A 16278-nucleotide genomic window follows, 5' to 3' on the forward strand; every position below is an offset into this window, starting at 1 on the left:
TGCCCCAAGCCGCCCAAAATACTGGCGAGGCCGTTGGCGGAGGAGAGGGTGTCGGGATGGTCCTCGCCTAGTATTCGGCGGCGGCGGGCGAGGGTATCTTCCTGTATCTGGCGTGCCTCTGCATGCCGCCCCAAGCCGCTTAGGGTGCTGGCGAGATTTCCAGTGGAGGTGAGGGTGTCGGGATGGTCTTCGCCTAGGACGCGGCGATGACGGGCGAGGGTATCTTCCTGCATCTGGCGTGCCTCTGCATGTTGCCCCAAGCTGCTCAAGATGCTGGCGAGATTTCCGGTGGAGGTGAGGGTGTCGGGATGGTCTTCACCTAGGACACGGCGGCGACGGGCGAGAACATCCTCTTGCATCTGGCGCGCCTCTGCGTACTTCCCCAAGCCGCTCAGGGTATTAGCAAGGTTGCCAGCGGATTGGAGGGTGTCGGGATGGTCTTCGCCCAGGACGCGGCGGCGACGGGCGAGAGCATCCTCTTGCATCTGGCGCGCCTCTGCGTACTTCCCCAAGTCGCCCAGAGTATTGGCTAGATTGTTGGCGGATTGGAGGGTGTCGGGATGGTCTTCGCCCAGAACGTGGCGACGACGGGCGAAGGTATTCTCAATGAGAGAGTGGGCTTCGGCGTAATCACCGAGACTGGCGCTGGCGTGCCCCAAATGCTGGGCGCAGGTGAGGACGTCGGGATGATCAAGCCCCACATCAATGCTCCATGTCTGATGCAGTGCCGTGCTGAGGGCATGGGCGGCGCGCGGTTGACCGCTACAGAGGAGGAAGTAGATGATCTTTAGGAGTGTAGGGCGTAGTTCGGGTCTGTCGATAACTGCAGTGGAGACGTGGGGGGTAGTGAAGTGGGCGGTGAGGGAAGCCCACGAAGGCCAGGCGGTCGGAGATTGCGGATCGCCTGGTTCGACTGCTGCGAGGACAGCATTAACGTCGCCACGGATTGCTGCGACCAGCGCAGGGCTGGTCTGGGTGCGAAGGATGGCCTGGGTCAGGCGGTGAATCTGGAAGGCGTTGACGTCAATGCGGGCCAATCCGAAGCGGCTAAGAGGCTGGAGGGCATTGCGCAGCCACATCGGGTCGTCCGGGTCGCTGGGAATGGTGGCCAGTCGGGGGCGGGCTATCTCCAGCCAGGCAGTGGGAATGGGTTCAGGGCCGAGGAACGATCCGAGACGGAGCAACGCGGTGGCATCGGGATGGCCGTCGTCCACTAGGCGGGAAACGGCGATGTTGACTGTCGCGGCCAGTGGTGCGGGGTAGTCGCGCACGTCGCTCTCCTGCAGGAGACGTGCGGTGTTGGTGGTCAGAAGTTGACGATAGCGGTCCAGGGTCATGCCGCTGCGCAGGACTCCTGCAGCTTGGGCGAGCGCAAGCGGTAGGTCGCCGAGGTCTTGCGCCAGGAGGTCGGCCTGATCGGTGGTGACTCCGGGGGTCCGAGCCTGAAAGTAGGCTAGGGAGTCGGCGCGGGTGAACACGTCCAGGTCGCTCTGGTGAGCGATCCCGTGCCAGTCCGGGTCGCGCGAGGTGATGAGAACGTGGCCTGGGCCCTCGGGGAGCCATGGCTCGATCTGATCGGGTTGTTCGGCGTTGTCGAGGATGAGAAGCCAGTTGCACTGCGTCCGCAGATGCTGGAGAAGAGCACGTGCGTTGGCCTCGGTGCCGGCGTCGGATTTGGCGATGCCGAGGCGGTCGGCGAGTTCGGTGTAGCGGACGGGCAACTGGTCAGCCTGCTCGGCATCAACCCACCAGACGAGGTCGTACTGGCTGGCGAAGCGGTGGGCATATTCCAAGGCAAGCTGGGTTTTTCCAATGCCGCCCATGCCGTGCAGTGCCTGAACCACTGCCTGGCGTCCGTGGAGCAGCCCGGCACGAAGCTGGACCATTTCAGAGTCGCGGCCGAAGAAGTCTGGGTTACGGCGGCGGACGTTCCACACTTTGGGCAGACCGACACTGCTCGGTAGCCGGGGCCGCTGTGAGTCAGATTCTGCATCCGACTCAGCCAAGGCAGCGCTAGGGAAGGCGACCGGGCCATCAGGGGGGACTGGTCCATGGACGGCTTCGACCAGAGTGGCAGTAGCGGCGGTTTCGTCCAGCCCGTGGAGATCCGTGCGCAACCTGCCGGCCAGGAGAGCCGGAATGTCGTCCTCGGCGAGGGGTTCGATCGTCACTGGAATGAGCCGTCCGCGCATGGCTACGGTCGACGACCATTCCTCCTGAGTCCATCGCCCAGCGGCGAAGTAGCTCTTGGAGAATAGGGCCACCACTCCATCGGCCCTGGTGAGAGCGACGTTCATTTTCTGGACGAAGTCATCTCCGGTGCGCCAGTCCCACCGGTCCAGCTCAACCTGGTGTCCGGCTTGCTTGAGCTGCCAGCCCACCCACTCCGCCCAGACCCGATCCGGGCCCGCGTAGCTGACGAAGAACCGTTGCGCGGTGTCGGTCACCGTTGACCCCCAAGTCCCCTGGTGATTGGCACGTGGACCACAGGTCATGATCTCGCGTCTAGCCCCGGAGTGAGAGGAGAACGCTTACACGATGTATCGATTGGTGGGAGAACGTACGGTCGGGGCTTGAGGATTCTTGTCGTGGTCGAGTCTCTGGATGTTTCCGCCCGGCAGACGGTAGAACCTGACCTGTGACCGTCTTCCACTGCGCCGGATGCGGGGCCGCGCTCACCGGTGAGCTGCTGGCGCTGCCGTTCGTGCCGGAGGTGGATGACCCCGATCGCGGCCGGGACCCGGACACGGGCCGGGCTCGCTCCACCGTTCCCTGTGGGTACTACGCCATCGACCCCGACCCTTGGGGTGCGCCATGGGTTCCTGTCGGTGAGTCCCGCCGTGGCGTCGGCGGCGCGGGGCGCGAGTTGCTGCGCACCGACACCGGCATCACGGAGTCCGTCGGCCGGCGGAACAGCGTCGTCGTCCACCCGGACGATGTCCTGCCACGCCTCGAACCCTTCACGCTCGGGGCCAACTGGCAGGGGTGCTGCGGCCCCACCGGCGCGCACGGCCCCAACTTGGCCTGTGTCTGCGGTTCTCGCCTGGCGACCTGGGCCGCCGACTGCATGGGACCGAATGAACTCCACCTCGACCCGGTCCGCGTCCATGCCTGGGATCGAGGGGGTCGGGCGGGCGGGCGGTGACGGACGGGCACGTAGCGGGCACGACGATGCCGATGAACCGGGCCCCTGGAGGTGCCCGTGCCCGCTGTGACCCGGTGCTCCTACTCGGTGGAAACTGAGTACGTCGGCTCTGGTCGGTCCCGGGCGGGTGGCGGAGCGTCGGGGGCATGGAACAACGACCGGTGAAGACCGTCCACCAGCTGCTGTCGGCCCTCGTGGTGGTCGCGGCGACCTCGGCTCTGTGGGCCGTATGGCTGGGGTGGGACCAGGAGCGGGACGTGCACGCCGACGGCACGACGACCGGGCCGTACGAGGCGTGGCAGGTGATCGGGCTCGTGCTGACCCTGCTGGGGCCGGTGTGCTGGGCGGTATGGCGGGGGTACGCCGTCGGTGCGGTGCTCGGTGTCACCGTCGGGCTGACGGCCTGCGCCTACCGCGACTGGTCGGACGACGGCAGTGGGCTCTTCGTCATCGGGGTGGGGATGGTCATGGTGGGCGGCTTCGTGGTCAGCGCCGGGCTCGCCGCCGTGATCGTCTCCCTGAGGCGAGGGAGCGGGACTGTGACAGGGCTGTGACCGGAAGTGTGGCTTCCGCCACGGTCGTCGAGAGGCGGGGCTGGTGGGCTGGGGCGATGCGGACCCCCCAGCTCCGAGTGCCGGTCGCGGCCTGCGGTGCTCTCCTCGCCAGTCTCCTGATCGGTGCCTGCGGTACCCAGACCGCCACGTCCGGCGACGGAGGCGCGGGCGGCGCGGGCAGGGAGGGCGGATCGGAGAGCCGGTGCGGGGCGCAGGCGTCCGGTGCGGCCGGGCCGGAGGACGACGGGGTGCGGATCCTCGGCGCGGTCGAGCGGGGCGACGGCGCGCAGGGGGAGGCCGGTGCCCCGCCCGACGGCGGGGAGAGCCGGCGACCCGGGGTGTCCGTGACGGCGGACAGCCTTCCGGGGCTGCCGGAGGCGAGCGCGTCCCCGTGCGTGGTCGCGTACTCGGTGACCAACCGGGGGGCCGAAGCCTTCACCTACACGATCACCTTCTCCCTGGTGGACGACCAGGGCAGGGCGATGTCCGACGCCACGGAGACGGTGGCGTCCGTGGCCGCGGGGCGGACCGTGCGGCGCACGCTCGAGAACGTCGGAAGCCTGGGTGATCAGCGCCTCGACGCCGCACACGTGCGCGTCCTCGACGTGAAGCGGGTGCCCGCCGACGAGGCGCCGGCGGCCGCCGGGTCCTGCCCGCCGTCCGGGCTGCGGCTCACGGCGGACGAGGGCGACGCCGCCATGGGGCTGCGGGTGGTGGGGCTGCACCTGGAGAACTGCGGCGCCCGCCCGTACTCCGTCGAGGGGTATCCGGTGCTCCAGCTGCTCGACGAGGAGCTGGCACCGGTCGAGGGGATCGAGATCCTGCGCGGCACCGGGGGCATCCCCATGGCGGGCGGGGATGAGCCGGTCCGGCCGGTGACGCTGCGGCCGGGCGAGTCGGCCGCGGCGAGCATGGCGTGGCGCAACACCACCCAGGCCGGCGAGGCGGTGACCGTGCCGTACGTCAGGGTGCGGGCCGCGTCCGGGTCGGACCCCGTCGTGGTCGCGCCGGGGCTCGACCTCGGCACCACGGGCGAACTCGGCGTCGGTCCGTGGCGGAAGGACGAGACCGCCGCCGTGCCGGACCGGCCTCGCAGTTCGCAGTCCGTGCCGGACCGGCCTCAGAGTTCGTAGTCACGGGCCAGGCCGGCCCAGTCGACCTCCCGCAGGGCGGGCTCCGTGTCCCGCGCCGACGGGACGCGTGAGGTGGGCTGGAACCAGACGACGGTCAGCGCGGAGCGGTGCAGGAACGGGTCGTTGGCCGGATCGAGGGCCGCGGAGGAGAAGCGTCCCACGCAGGCCACGCGCGGCAGCACCTCCACCGGGCCGAGGGCACCCGCGTACTGGTCCGGGTACTCGCGCGGGGGCGGCACCAGATGCACCGGAGTGGTCGGGGACATCCGCTCGGCGGTGTGCACCAGTTCCCTGATGCGCAGGTCGTTGACGGGGCCGCACGGGTAGCCCTCCAGCAGGCCGCCGTACGTCGACGTGAGGTGCAGCTCGGCCAGGTCGACGCTGCGGCCGGAGGACAGGACGACCCGGGTCAGTGACAGGGCCGGCACTCGGGGACGGTCGTGCATCAAGGGCTTTCGGGTTCGTGCCGAGAGGGCTGGGGGGAAGGGGAGGGGGCGTCGGACGTCCCTGGGTGGGGGCTCCGTGCGTCGGGTCAGGGGTGGTGGCCCGTCATGCGGGCGGCGGACGCGATCGTCGCGCGGGCCTCGCGTTCGGTGAGGCCGGTGTCGAGGGCCGCCTCGACCAGCGGAGCGACGAGCGCCGGGCCGATGCCGTCCTCGTAGGCGCGGCAGGCGGCCCAGAAGAGGCGGGTGTTGCGCTGGCCCTCGTGGGCGGCGAGGACGAACTGGACGAGGCCCTGGCCGTGCTCCTCGGTCCGGGCCGGGGACGGCCGGGGCGTACGGGGCGGTGGCAGCAGGAGGCGCAGGAGGGCGGGCGGGCAGGCCGCGGGGGCGAGGTGGGCCGTGCCGGGCGCGGCGGTGTACGTACCGTGCCGGGTGCGGGAGCCGGGGCCGACCAGGTAGCCGCCGGCGCCGCGGATGTCGATGCCGGTGGCCAGGCGCCCGGCCGAGTTGGGCACGACGGCGTCGGGCGGGCCGCTCAGCCACAGGTGGCGGCCTCCGCTGGGGGTCAGGACGACGACCGTCGGCGGGATCGTGAACAGGTGGCGCAGGGCGAGTTCGCGCAGGGCGGCCGAGGAGTCCGTCTGCGACTTGGTGTCCAGGTCGACGCCGATGAGGTGGTACGGGGGCAGGCCGCAGGCGATGCCGTAGCCCGTGGCCCAGGGGGCGGTGGCGAAGAGTTCGCGGATGCGGGCCGGGTCGGTGGTGGCGTCGTGCACTCCGTGACCGGGGCGGCCGCACTCGCCGTGGCAGGGGGCCGGGGCCGGGTCGTCGCGGTGGGGCGAGCGCAGGGCCGGGAGCTTCGTCCGGGACAGGGGGATGACGGCCAGCCCGCGTTCGGCGGCTGACAGGGCGTGGGCGAGGGCCAGGGTCGTGGCCTGCCGGTCTGGGGTGGCCATGGCTCTATGTTCGTACGTACGTTCGAAAAAGGGAAGGGCGGCCGCGCGCGACGCGCCGGGGAGGTGCCGGGGGCGGAGAAAGTGGCGGAACGCTTCACCTCTTGTGGCGCTTGGGGTGGACCTGTCCGTGCTGCCCCGGGCTGGTACGGAAGGGACGCAAAGGGGTTTATCGACTTGTCATCACGCTTGAGGGCGAATCGGGGCTTCGGGGGTGGTTCGCCGGGGGACGGTGGGCAACTCTGATCACGCGACGTCGTGCACAGCGTCGAGGCGGTCGGCCAACTGCCTCGGCTCAAGCTCCGGTTGGAATCCGCTTCACGCAACTTCACGCAGGTCCAGGCAGCTTCACGTACTTCTCGCGTGCTCGGCCTCAGCCGACACGCACTTGTTCTGGAGGAACAACATGGCAAGCATCCGTACCGCTCGCGTCGTCGCCGCCGTCGCCGCCCTCCCGCTCGCCGCCGCGCTCTTCGGCGGGGTGGCGACGGCGGACAACGGCGCACTCGCGAACGACGGATCGAACGCGACCGCCGCGGAGGCCTTCGCGGGCATCCTCGGCAGCGGTGTCGGCGGGGACAACAACGGCAACTCGTCCACCACGCAGCAGCAGGCGGTCGGCTCGGGGGCCTCGAACCAGAGCAACACCGCCCAGGTCGACGGCTCCGCCTTCACCGCGATCAACCAGGGCAACGAGAACGTGGCCGTCAGCTTCACCCCGCTGTGGTGGTGATCTGAGGGGTCGGCGCGGGTGCGCTCCCGCGCCGGCCCCTCGCTCTTCGGACGGGTGTGCTTCATGGGGTCGCAAGACGCCTGGGCGGCGGTACTCCGGTATCGCCGCCCAGGCGTTTTCGCGCGCGTCCGGCGAGCCCCCAGGGGTGAACCCGCAGTACGTCTCCTCCTCTCGTCCACCTACAGGAGGTGCAGCCGGCACCACCCCTACAACCTGAGGCGGACTCTGCTTCGGGACCTGCGGCCGATCCGCCGGGCATCCCTCGCTCATAGCGTTGAGTCATGACCACACTCGTCTGCACCAGCGCTTCCGACGCCGCCACGGCCCAGGCTCCGGCCAAGGCCCCGGCCAGGGGCTCGGCCAAGGGCTCGGCCATGGCCACAGCCCTGGCGGCAGCGAGGACGCAGACCTTCGCGTACCCGTCGTTCTCCTCGTACGTGAAGGCCCGCCAGCCGGTGCTGCTGCGTACCGCCCGGTCGCTGACCGCGAACCCGAGCGATGCGGAGGACCTGCTGCAGACCGCGCTCACCAAGACGTACGTGGCCTGGGACCGCATCGAGGACCACCGCGCCCTGGACGGCTACGTGCGCAGGGCGCTGCTGAACACCCGGACCTCGCAGTGGCGCAAGCGCAAGGTCGACGAGTTCGCCTGCGACGAGCTGCCCGAGCCGGAGCCCGCCCCCGGGAGCGACGACCCGGCGGAGCGGCAGGCCCTGCGCGACGCGATGTGGCGGGCGATCATGAAGCTGCCGGCCCGGCAGCGGGCGATGGTCGTCCTCAGGTACTACGAGGACCTCAGCGAGGTCCAGACGGCCGAAGTGCTCGGAGTTTCCGTGGGCACGGTGAAGTCGGCGGTGTCCCGGGCGCTCGGCAAGCTCCGCGACGACCCTGAGCTGGGGATTGTCCGGTCCTAGGAGGGTCCGGGGAGGGTCCGGGGAGGGCCCTGGGAGGGTCCTGGGAGGTCCGCCCGGCCGCTCCGTCGGGCTGCGCCCGTTGATCGATCACCCGGGAGTAGTGACATACCGCGCGGTATGTGCGCAGAATCAGCGCAACCCTTGCCGCCGCACAGGCAATGTCGCCCCGGGAGGACACCGTGCTGAGCACGATGCAGGACGTACCGCTGCTGATTTCGAGAATCCTCACCCACGGGTCGACGATCCACGGCAGCTCACAGGTGACCACCTGGACAGGTGAGGGCGAGCCGCACCGCCGCTCCTTCGCCGAGATCGGAACCCGGGCCGCCCGGCTGGCCCACGCGCTGCGCGAGGACCTGGCCGTCCAGGACGACGAACGGGTGGCGACGCTCGCCTGGAACAACGCGGAGCACGTCGAGGCGTATTTCGCGATCCCCTCCATGGGCGCGGTCCTCCACACCCTCAACCTCCGCCTCCCGCCGGAGCAGCTGGCCTGGATCGTGAACCACGCCGCCGACCGCGTGGTGATCGCCAACGGTTCGCTGCTGCCCCTGCTCGCCCCGCTGCTGCCGCACCTGAAGACGGTCGAGCACGTCGTCGTCACCGGCCCCGGCGACCGCTCCCTGCTGGAGGGGGCGTCCGTGCGGGTGCACGAGTACGAGGACCTGCTCGCCGGGAAGCCGGACAGCTACGACTGGCCCGAGCTGGACGAGCGTGCCGCGGCCGCCATGTGCTACACCTCCGGCACCACCGGCGACCCCAAGGGCGTGGTCTACAGCCACCGTTCCATCTACCTGCACTCGATGCAGGTCAACATGGCGCAGTCGATGGGGCTGACCGACGAGGACACCTCGCTGGTGGTCGTCCCGCAGTTCCACGTCAACGCCTGGGGACTGCCGCACGCCACCTTCATGACCGGCGTGAACATGCTGATGCCGGACCGTTTCCTCCAGCCCGCGCCGCTCGCCGAGATGATCGAGAGCGAGAAGCCGACGCACGCCGCCGCCGTCCCCACCATCTGGCAGGGACTGCTCGCCGAGCTGACCGCGAAGCCCCGGGACGTCTCCTCCCTCACGCAGGTCACCATCGGCGGCTCCGCCTGTCCGCCGTCGCTCATGGAGGCCTTCGACGCGCTCGGCATGCGGGTCTGCCACGCCTGGGGGATGACGGAGACCTCGCCGCTGGGCACGGTCGCCCGGCCGCCGGCCCACGCGGTCGGCACGTCGGAGGAGTTCGCCTACCGCCTCACCCAGGGCCGCTTCCCGGCCGGTGTCGAGGCCCGCCTCACCGGCCCCGGCGGCGAGCGCCTGCCCTGGGACGGCGAGTCCGCCGGTGAGCTGGAGGTCCGCGGCAACTGGATCGCGGGCGCCTACTACAACGGCCCCGGCGCCGAGCCGCTGCGCCCCGCCGACAAGTTCAGCGAGGACGGCTGGCTGAAGACGGGCGACGTCGGCACCATCTCCGCCGACGGCTACCTCACCCTCACCGACCGCGCCAAGGACGTCATCAAGTCCGGCGGCGAGTGGATCTCCTCGGTGGAGCTGGAGAACGCCCTGATGTCCCACCCGGACGTCGCCGAGGCCGCCGTGGTCGCCGTCCCCGACGACAAGTGGGGCGAGCGTCCGCTGGCCACGGTCGTCCTCAAGGAGGGCGCGAGCGTCGGCTTCGAGGAGCTGCGCACCTTCCTCGCCGAGGACGGCAAGATCGCCAAGTGGCAGCTGCCCGAGCGCTGGACGGTCATCGAGGCGGTGCCGAAGACGAGCGTCGGCAAGTTCGACAAGAAGGTGCTGCGCCGGCAGTACGCCGACGGGGGTCTGGACGTCACCCGGCTCTGACCGGTCCCGACGCGTGCCGGGCGGGTCGCCCCGCCCGGCACGCGCGGACGCTCACCGCCTCGGTACGGCGGACGCCGCCCACCCCAGCACCAGCCAGGCCCCCGCCACCGCGCAGACCCCCGGCCAGCCCCAGTGGCCGAACGCGGGTCCCGCGAGCGCCGAGGCCAGGGCGCCGCCCGCGAAGCCGGCGACGACGTACGCCGTGTTCGCGGTGGCCGGGGTGGAGGTGGTGGTCAGGGCGAGGGTCTGGTTGGCGACGTGGGAGGCGACCAGGGCGGCGTGCACCAGGACCGCCGCCGCGCACAGGGCCGCCATCACCTGCCCGCCCAGCCAGAACAGCGGCACCGACAGGGCGGCGAGCAGATACGCGGACCGTACGACCTTGGCGGCACCGAACCGGTCGACGAAGCCGCCCGCGAGAGGCGCGACGACACTGGCCGCGAGCCCGAACAGGCCGAACAGCCCGGCCGCCGCGGTGGTCATGCCGTACCCGTCGTCCCCGGCCAGGAGCAGCGCGAGCGAGGTCCACAGGGCGCTCCAGGCGCCGTACATCCCGGCCTGGCGCACGCACGCCCGCCACAGGTCCGGCGAATGGCGCAGCACCCCGGGCAACGCGGTGAGCCCCGAGAGCAGCGGGCCCCGGCGGCGCCGCCGCTCCGCGGGCAGTGCGTACGCCGTCGCCAGGCCCAGCACCACGGTGAGCGCGGCCGCGCCCACGAACACCACGCGCCAGCCGAAGGCCTGCCCGACCAGCCCGCCCAGCACCCGGGCGGCCACCACGCCGGTGAACAGGCCCGCGATGACGGCCGCGACGTGCCGGGCCCGGCGGTCGGCGGGGGCGCGCTCGGCGACCAGCGGGACCAGGAGCTGCGGCACGACGGTCGCGGCGGAGGCGACCAGGACGGCACCGGCGAGCACGCCGGTGGAGCCCGAGGCGGCGCCGGCGACCAGCGCGGCCGCGGCGAGCAGCGAGAGGACGGCGACCAGCCGCCGCCGGTTCACGCTGTCCCCGAGCGGGGCGAAGAGGAGCAGCCCGGCCGCGTACCCGAACTGCGCGACCGACGCGAGCCAGGCCACCGCCGACGGAGTGGAACGGAAGTCCTCGGCGATGAGCGGCAGCAGGGGCGCCGCGAGGTAGATGTTGGCCGCCGTGACGGCGGTGCACAGGGCGATCAGGGGGAGGAGGAGGCGGGAGGCGGCGGCGGGCCCTCCCCGGAGGGCGCCGTGGGCGTCGGTCTCCGACGTGGTCCGGGTGGCTGCTGACGGTGACGACATGGGCGGAGCGACTCCTTCGAGCGCACGCTAACAACTAACTGGTTGGTTGGAATCAACCACGAGAGTCTCGTCTTCCTTCCCGGTCCTGTCAACCAAACGGTTGGTTACCTCCACCGCCCCGCTACCCTGACTCCATGGGAGCAAGAGACCCCGAGGCGACCAAGGCCCGGATCTTCGAAGCCGCGGTCGCCGAGTTCGCCCGCCATGGCATCGCCGGCGCCCGCATCGACCGCATCGCCGCCGAGGCCAGGGCCAACAAGCAGCTCATCTACGCCTACTACGGCAACAAGAACGAGCTGTTCGCGTCCGTCCTGGAGAAGAAGATGCTCGACCTCGCGATCTCCGTCCCGGTCGACCCGGACGACGTCGAGGGCTGGGTGGACCGCCTCATGGACTACCACGCCGCCCACCCGGAGCTGCTCCGCCTCCTCTTCTGGGAGGGCATGGAGTACGGCACCGCCGAGCTGCCCCACGAGGCCGAACGCCAGGAGCACTACGCCCGCAAGGTCGCCGCCGTACGGGACGGCCAGGCGCGCGGCGTGGTCACCGACGCCATCCCGGCTCCCGACCTGCTCTTCCTGCTGGTCGCGATGGCCAACTGGGCCTCGGTCGTGCCGCAGATGAAACGGGTCCTGGTCGGCGGCGAGGACACGGACGCCGACCGCCTGCGCGCCTCGATCAAGAAGGCGGCCCGCAGGATCGTCGAGGGATAGCGGGGGAGCCCGGTCAGCCCGGTCAGCCCGGTCAGCCGGGGGAACCGGGGGAACCGGGGACGCACGTTCCCCGGGCTCACCCGGCTCCCGACGTCAGTTGGTGCCGATCCGCGAGAGCAGTTCGACGATCCGGGACTGCACCTCGCCACTGGTGGAACGCTCCGCCAGGAACAGCACCGTCTCGCCCGAGGCCAGCCGCGGCAGGTCGGCCGGGTCGACGGCGGCCGTGTAGACGACGAGCGGGGTGCGGTTGAGCTGCCCGTTGGCGCGCAGCCAGTCGATGATCCCGGCGTGGCCCCCCTGGTGCCGCTCGACCTGCATCAGGTCCATCACGACCAGGTTCGGCCGGAACTGCCCCGCCAACGCCACCGCGTCGGCGTCGCTCGCCGCCCGCGCCACCTGCATCCCGCGCCGCTCCAGCGTCGCGGTCAGCGCCAGCGCGATCTCCGCGTGCTCCTCGATCAGCAGGACGCGCGGCGGGTGCTGCTCGCTGTCCCGCGGCGCGAGCGCCTTGAGCAGGACGGCCGGATCGGCGCCGTAGGCGGCGTCGCGCGAGGCCTGGCCGAGGCCGGCCGTGACCAGCACCGGCACCTCGGCCGCCACCGCCGCCTGCCGCAGCGACTGGAGCGCGGTGCGGGTGATCGGCCCGGTCAGCGGGTCCACGAACAGCGCGGCGGGGAACGCCGCGATCTGCGCGTCGACCTCCTCGCGCGAGTGCACGATGACCGGCCGGTAGCCGCGGTCGCTGAGCGCCTGCTGGGTGGAGACGTCCGGCGCGGGCCACACGAGCAGCCGGCGCGGGTTGTCCAGCGGCTCCGGCGGCAGCTCGTCGTCCATCGGCTGCGGACGTGGCGGGTCGGCCACCTCCACGGCACCGCCGGGCCCGTCCAGCGGCTCGGGTCCCTCGGCGGCGTTCTTGTCCGGCGCCCCTATGGCGTACGACCGTCCGACGCCCTCCGTGCCCGGGGCGCGCCGGGGCTGGCCCCCGGCCAGGGGCGGCTGTTCCGCCCCCGGCGTCGCGGGCTGGGGCTGGGGCTGCTGCGGTGCCGCGGGCTGCGCGGCGGTGGGCGGCTGTTCGGGCGACGGGTGCGGGCGGACCGTGGCCGGGTCGGGCGGCGTACCCAGCTTGCGGCGCCGGCCCGACCCGCTCGGCTGCTGCGGGGCGGGGGTGGCCGTCGGCTGCTGCACCTGGACCGCCTGCCGGTTGAACGGCACGCCCTGGCCCAGCGTCCGCACGCTGATCGACCGTCCCTGGGTCGAGTTCGGGTCGACGGGCGCGGACGCCTCCGCGGGCAGCGGTTGCGCCGCGCGGGGAGCGGGGGCGTTCTCGGGCGGCAGCGGGGTGCCCCGGCTCGGCGTGGTGACGGGGGCGGTCCGCGGGGGCGCCGGGACCTGCGGTGCGGCAGGGGCCGCTCCGGTCGTGCCGGGGGTGGCCGCGGGTGCGGGGCCGGGGGCACCGTCGGGCGGGACGGGGACGCCGGCGGGCTGCGCGGGGGCCCCGGTGGGCGGTAGCGGGGCGCCGTGGGGCGGTACGGGGGCTCCGGCTCCCGAGGCGTCCGCCGCACCGGGCCACGGCTGCGCGCCGGCGGGGTGCGGAGCGGCGGCGGCCCCGGTCGGCCGCGGCGCCTCGTCGTGGGCGGCGGCCGGCGAGGACACCGGCCCGGGTGCGGCCTGCCCGGGTACGCCCTGGGCCGGTACCTGGGCCGGTACCTGGCCCGATACCTGTGCCGGGACCTCGGCCGGCACCTGTGCCGGTACGCCGTGACCGGCGGCGGTGTTCCGCGGCGGCACCGGGGCCCCGGGCACGGGCGCGCCCGGCGCCGGCCCGGACTCCGCGTCCTGCGGGGCGCCGGCCCCGGCCCGGCGGCGGCGTCCCGTGGGTGCCTCGGTCGGGTGCGGCTGCGGCGGGGTGTGGTCGTCGGCCTGGTGGTGCGGCACGGCGTCGTGCCGGCCCTCGTCGAGCGGGACGTCGGCGGGAACGGCCGGACCGGTCACCGGGGCCGGACCGGGCTCGGAAACCTGACCCGGCGTCACCGCGGCGGGCGCCCCGGCCGACCCGGCCGGCTCGTCGGACGGCCGGTCCGCGTCGGCGGGCGGCAGGGCGAAGACCTGACGCGGCGCCGCCTCCTGTGCGGCGGCCCGCTCGTTGGCGGAGGCCAGGGCACGGCGCCGACGTCCGGTCGGCCGTTCCCCGTCGGCCGCGTCGGCGGGGTCGGCCGCCCCGGCCTGCGCGGGCAGGGCCGGAGGCAGCGCGTGCTGCTCACCGCCGTCCCGCCGGGCGCGCCGGCCGCCGGGCGCGGGGACGCCCTGCGGCGGTACGGTCCCGCCGAGTCCGGTGTTGGAGGCCGCGGCCCCACCGCCGTGCTCGCCGGCCATGACGACGGCGCCCTCGGACACTCCGGCGAGCGCCGCCGGGTGCGGGCCCTCGCCGGCCGCGTCCGCGTTCTCCGCGGGACGCCCGCGCCGGCGCCCGGTCCCGCCGGACCCCTCGCCCGGCGCCGCCTGCGCGGGGACCGGCAGCGGGGCCGGTGTCCGGATCTGCTCCCCGGCGGCCTGCTCCTGATCCTGCGCGGCACGCCTCCTGCGCCGTCCGGTCGGTACGGAGTCCCCGTCGGGGCCGGTCGGACCGGCGTCGGCACCCTCGCCCGCCGCACCGTCGGTGCCGCTCTCCAGGAACGCGTCGACCGAAGCCCGCCGGGCGCGCCGCCGTCCGGCGCCGGACGCCTGCTCCTGGACGGCCAGGGCGCTGCCCGCCTCGGCGGCACCGGCGGCTGCCGCCTCCGCGTGGACCGGTGCCGCCGCGTCGGCGACGACGGCCCCCGCCCCACCGCCGATCGGCACCTCCAGCACGTAGGCGCTGCCGCTCATGCCCGGCACCTGGTGCGTCTGCAGCACGCCGCCGTGCGCCCGCACGATCCCGCGCACGATCGGCTCGTGCACCGGGTCTCCCCCGGCGTACGGTCCGCGCACCTCGATGCGTACGCCCTCGCCGCGCTGCGCCGCCGCGACCACGACGGTGTTGTCGAGGTAGCCGCCGGTCGCCGACACGGGCGAGTTGCCGGTGGCGTCGACGCCCGCGACGTCCGCGACGAGATGGGCCAGCGCGACGGCCAGCAGCCGCGGATCGACCTCCGCCTCGATGGGCGGCGCGTGCACGGCGAACTGCACGCGTCCCGGCCCGATCAGCTCGACGGCTCCGTCGACACCGGCGGCGACGACGGCGTCGAGCATCACCTTGGTGCGGGCGACGTTCTCGTTGCCGACGTCGAGACGCTGGTAGCCGAGGACGTTGTCGATGAGGGTGGTGATGCGCGAGTAGCCGGCCGACAGGTGGTGCAGCACCTGGTTGGCCTCGGGCCACAACTGCCCGGCGTCGTCCGCGGCCAGCGCGGCCAGCTCCTGGCGCAGTTCGTCCAGGGGTCCGCGCAGCGAGCCCCCGAGGAGGGTCAGCAGCTGTTCGTGCCGGGCGGCGAGCGCCTCGTAGCGGTCCTTCTCCCGCTCGCCGAGCGCGGCGTAGCGGTCGGCGTCCGCGGCGGTCTCCTCCGCGTGCTTCTCCCGCAGCTCCGCCAGCTCGCGCGCGTGGCTCTGACGCAGGGCGGTCAGCTCGGCGGCGTGCTCCTCGGCGAGCCGCTCCCGCTCCTCGGCGTGCCGCCGCTCGGCGTCCTCGTGCTCCTTGACCAGCGCGTCGTACGGGCGCCGGTCGGTGAAGGTCATGACGGCGCCGACGAGCTGGTCGCCGTCGCGGACGGGCGCGGTCGTCAGGTCGACCGGCAAGGGGTCGCCGCTCTTGGCGAACACCACCTGCCCGCGCACCCGGTGCTTGCGCCCGGAGCGCAGGGTGTCGGCGAGCGGGGACTCGTCGTACGGGAAGGGGGAGCCGTCGGCGCGCGAGTGCAGGACGAGCGTGTGCAGTTCGCGGCCGCCGAGGTCGCTGGCCCGGTACCCCAGTATCTGGGCGGCGGCCGGGTTGACGAGGACGATGCGTCCGTCGGTGTCGGTGCCGACGACGCCCTCGGAGGCGGCCCGCAGGATCATCTCGGTCTGCCGCTGCGAACGCGCCAGCTCGGCCTCGGTGTCGACGGTGCCGGAGAGGTCGCGGACGACCAGCATCAGCAGTTCGTCGCCGGTGTAGCCGTAGGTGTCGTAGGCCTGCTGACCGGTCTCCAGGTTGGCGCTGGTGACCTCGACCGGGAACTCGGAGCCGTCGGTGCGCCGGGCGACCATCCGCGTGGGCTTGGTGCGCGCCCGCGGGTCGATGTGGTCCGGCCGTCGCATGGACCCGGGGATGAGCCGCGAGTCGAACTGCGGCAGCAGATCCAGCAGCCCGCGCCCCACCAGCGCGGTGCCCGGGGTCTCGAAGGCCTCCAGGGCGATGGTGTTGGCGTTGACCACGGTGCCGTTGGCGTTGACCAGGACCAACGCGTCAGGCAGCGCGTCCAGTATGGCTGCGAGGCGAGCAGTGCCTCGGGATGGCCTGCTGCTCACGAGACGCTTCCCTCCTGTTACCGCACTTGCCGACCGCTCGGGCCATCTTGCCAATCGGCCCGCAGCGTGTCACGCGAGGGAGTCTAAGGGTTGGG

12 protein-coding genes are annotated in these 16278 nt (G+C 72.8%); 7 read left to right on the plus strand and 5 right to left on the minus strand.

Translation table 11 applies throughout. The annotated features are described in order from the left end of the window. Positions 1-2447: FxSxx-COOH system tetratricopeptide repeat protein (gene fxsT, locus ACGF5T_RS06255; RefSeq protein ID WP_392887052.1), on the minus strand; the 2447-nt coding region annotated here is incomplete at its 3' end. A 191-nt stretch (positions 2448-2638) separates the two neighbouring features. On the opposite strand from fxsT, the gene ACGF5T_RS06260 reads away from it, so the two are divergent. From ACGF5T_RS06260 to ACGF5T_RS06270, 3 genes are all read left to right on the plus strand, one after another. Beyond that, the gene (locus ACGF5T_RS06260; RefSeq protein ID WP_366767667.1) at positions 2639-3145 is read left to right on the plus strand and encodes a hypothetical protein; all 507 of its coding nucleotides are present in this window, start codon (positions 2639-2641) and stop codon (positions 3143-3145) included. Between the two features lie 146 nt (positions 3146-3291). After that, positions 3292-3699, plus strand: coding sequence for a hypothetical protein (locus tag ACGF5T_RS06265; protein WP_356602774.1), 408 nt, complete (start codon positions 3292-3294; stop codon positions 3697-3699). Between the two features lie 56 nt (positions 3700-3755). Continuing rightward, a complete protein-coding gene (locus tag ACGF5T_RS06270) occupies positions 3756-4832 on the plus strand; it encodes a DUF4232 domain-containing protein (protein WP_366767666.1) in 1077 nt (358 codons plus the stop codon). On the opposite strand, the gene ACGF5T_RS06275 is transcribed toward ACGF5T_RS06270, so the two are convergent. Together ACGF5T_RS06275 and ACGF5T_RS06280 are read right to left on the minus strand one after the other, a co-directional pair. Further along, positions 4820-5278 carry a hypothetical protein gene (locus tag ACGF5T_RS06275; protein WP_356602778.1) on the minus strand — a complete coding sequence of 153 codons (459 nt, stop codon included), beginning with the start codon at positions 5276-5278 and terminating at the stop codon, positions 4820-4822. The genes ACGF5T_RS06270 and ACGF5T_RS06275 overlap by 13 nt on opposite strands. Positions 5279-5364: 86 nt before the next feature. Continuing rightward, entirely contained in the window at positions 5365-6231 is an 867-nt protein-coding gene (locus tag ACGF5T_RS06280; RefSeq protein WP_366767665.1) for a bifunctional DNA primase/polymerase, read from the minus strand. Between the two features lie 403 nt (positions 6232-6634). On the opposite strand from ACGF5T_RS06280, the gene ACGF5T_RS06285 reads away from it, so the two are divergent. The 3 genes from ACGF5T_RS06285 to ACGF5T_RS06295 all read left to right on the plus strand — a co-directional run bounded on the left by ACGF5T_RS06285 (position 6635) and on the right by ACGF5T_RS06295 (position 9710). Next, positions 6635-6961 (plus strand): hypothetical protein, encoded by a 327-nt coding sequence (locus ACGF5T_RS06285; protein ID WP_356602782.1) that lies wholly within the window; start codon positions 6635-6637, stop codon positions 6959-6961. Positions 6962-7242: 281 nt separating this feature from the next. Next, entirely contained in the window at positions 7243-7875 is a 633-nt protein-coding gene (locus ACGF5T_RS06290) for a SigE family RNA polymerase sigma factor (protein ID WP_356602784.1), read from the plus strand. A gap of 158 nt (positions 7876-8033) precedes the next feature. Then, positions 8034-9710, plus strand: coding sequence for a long-chain fatty acid--CoA ligase (locus ACGF5T_RS06295; RefSeq protein ID WP_356602786.1), 1677 nt, complete (start codon positions 8034-8036; stop codon positions 9708-9710). Between the two features lie 51 nt (positions 9711-9761). Here the strand turns inward: ACGF5T_RS06295 and ACGF5T_RS06300 are convergent, their stop codons facing one another. Then, positions 9762-10985, minus strand: coding sequence for an MFS transporter (locus tag ACGF5T_RS06300; RefSeq protein ID WP_366767664.1), 1224 nt, complete (start codon positions 10983-10985; stop codon positions 9762-9764). 134 nt (positions 10986-11119) lie between these two features. Between ACGF5T_RS06300 and ACGF5T_RS06305 the strand changes: the two genes are divergently transcribed. Continuing rightward, positions 11120-11698 (plus strand): TetR family transcriptional regulator, encoded by a 579-nt coding sequence (locus tag ACGF5T_RS06305; RefSeq protein ID WP_356602790.1) that lies wholly within the window; start codon positions 11120-11122, stop codon positions 11696-11698. A 93-nt stretch (positions 11699-11791) separates the two neighbouring features. Here the strand turns inward: ACGF5T_RS06305 and ACGF5T_RS06310 are convergent, their stop codons facing one another. Continuing rightward, complete coding sequence (locus tag ACGF5T_RS06310; protein ID WP_366767663.1) at positions 11792-16183, minus strand: PAS domain-containing protein; 4392 nt, start codon at positions 16181-16183, stop codon at positions 11792-11794. Positions 16184-16278: the final 95 nt, after the last annotated feature.

Source organism: Streptomyces sp. NPDC047853 (assembly GCF_043204535.1).
Lineage (GTDB): Bacteria > Actinomycetota > Actinomycetes > Streptomycetales > Streptomycetaceae > Streptomyces.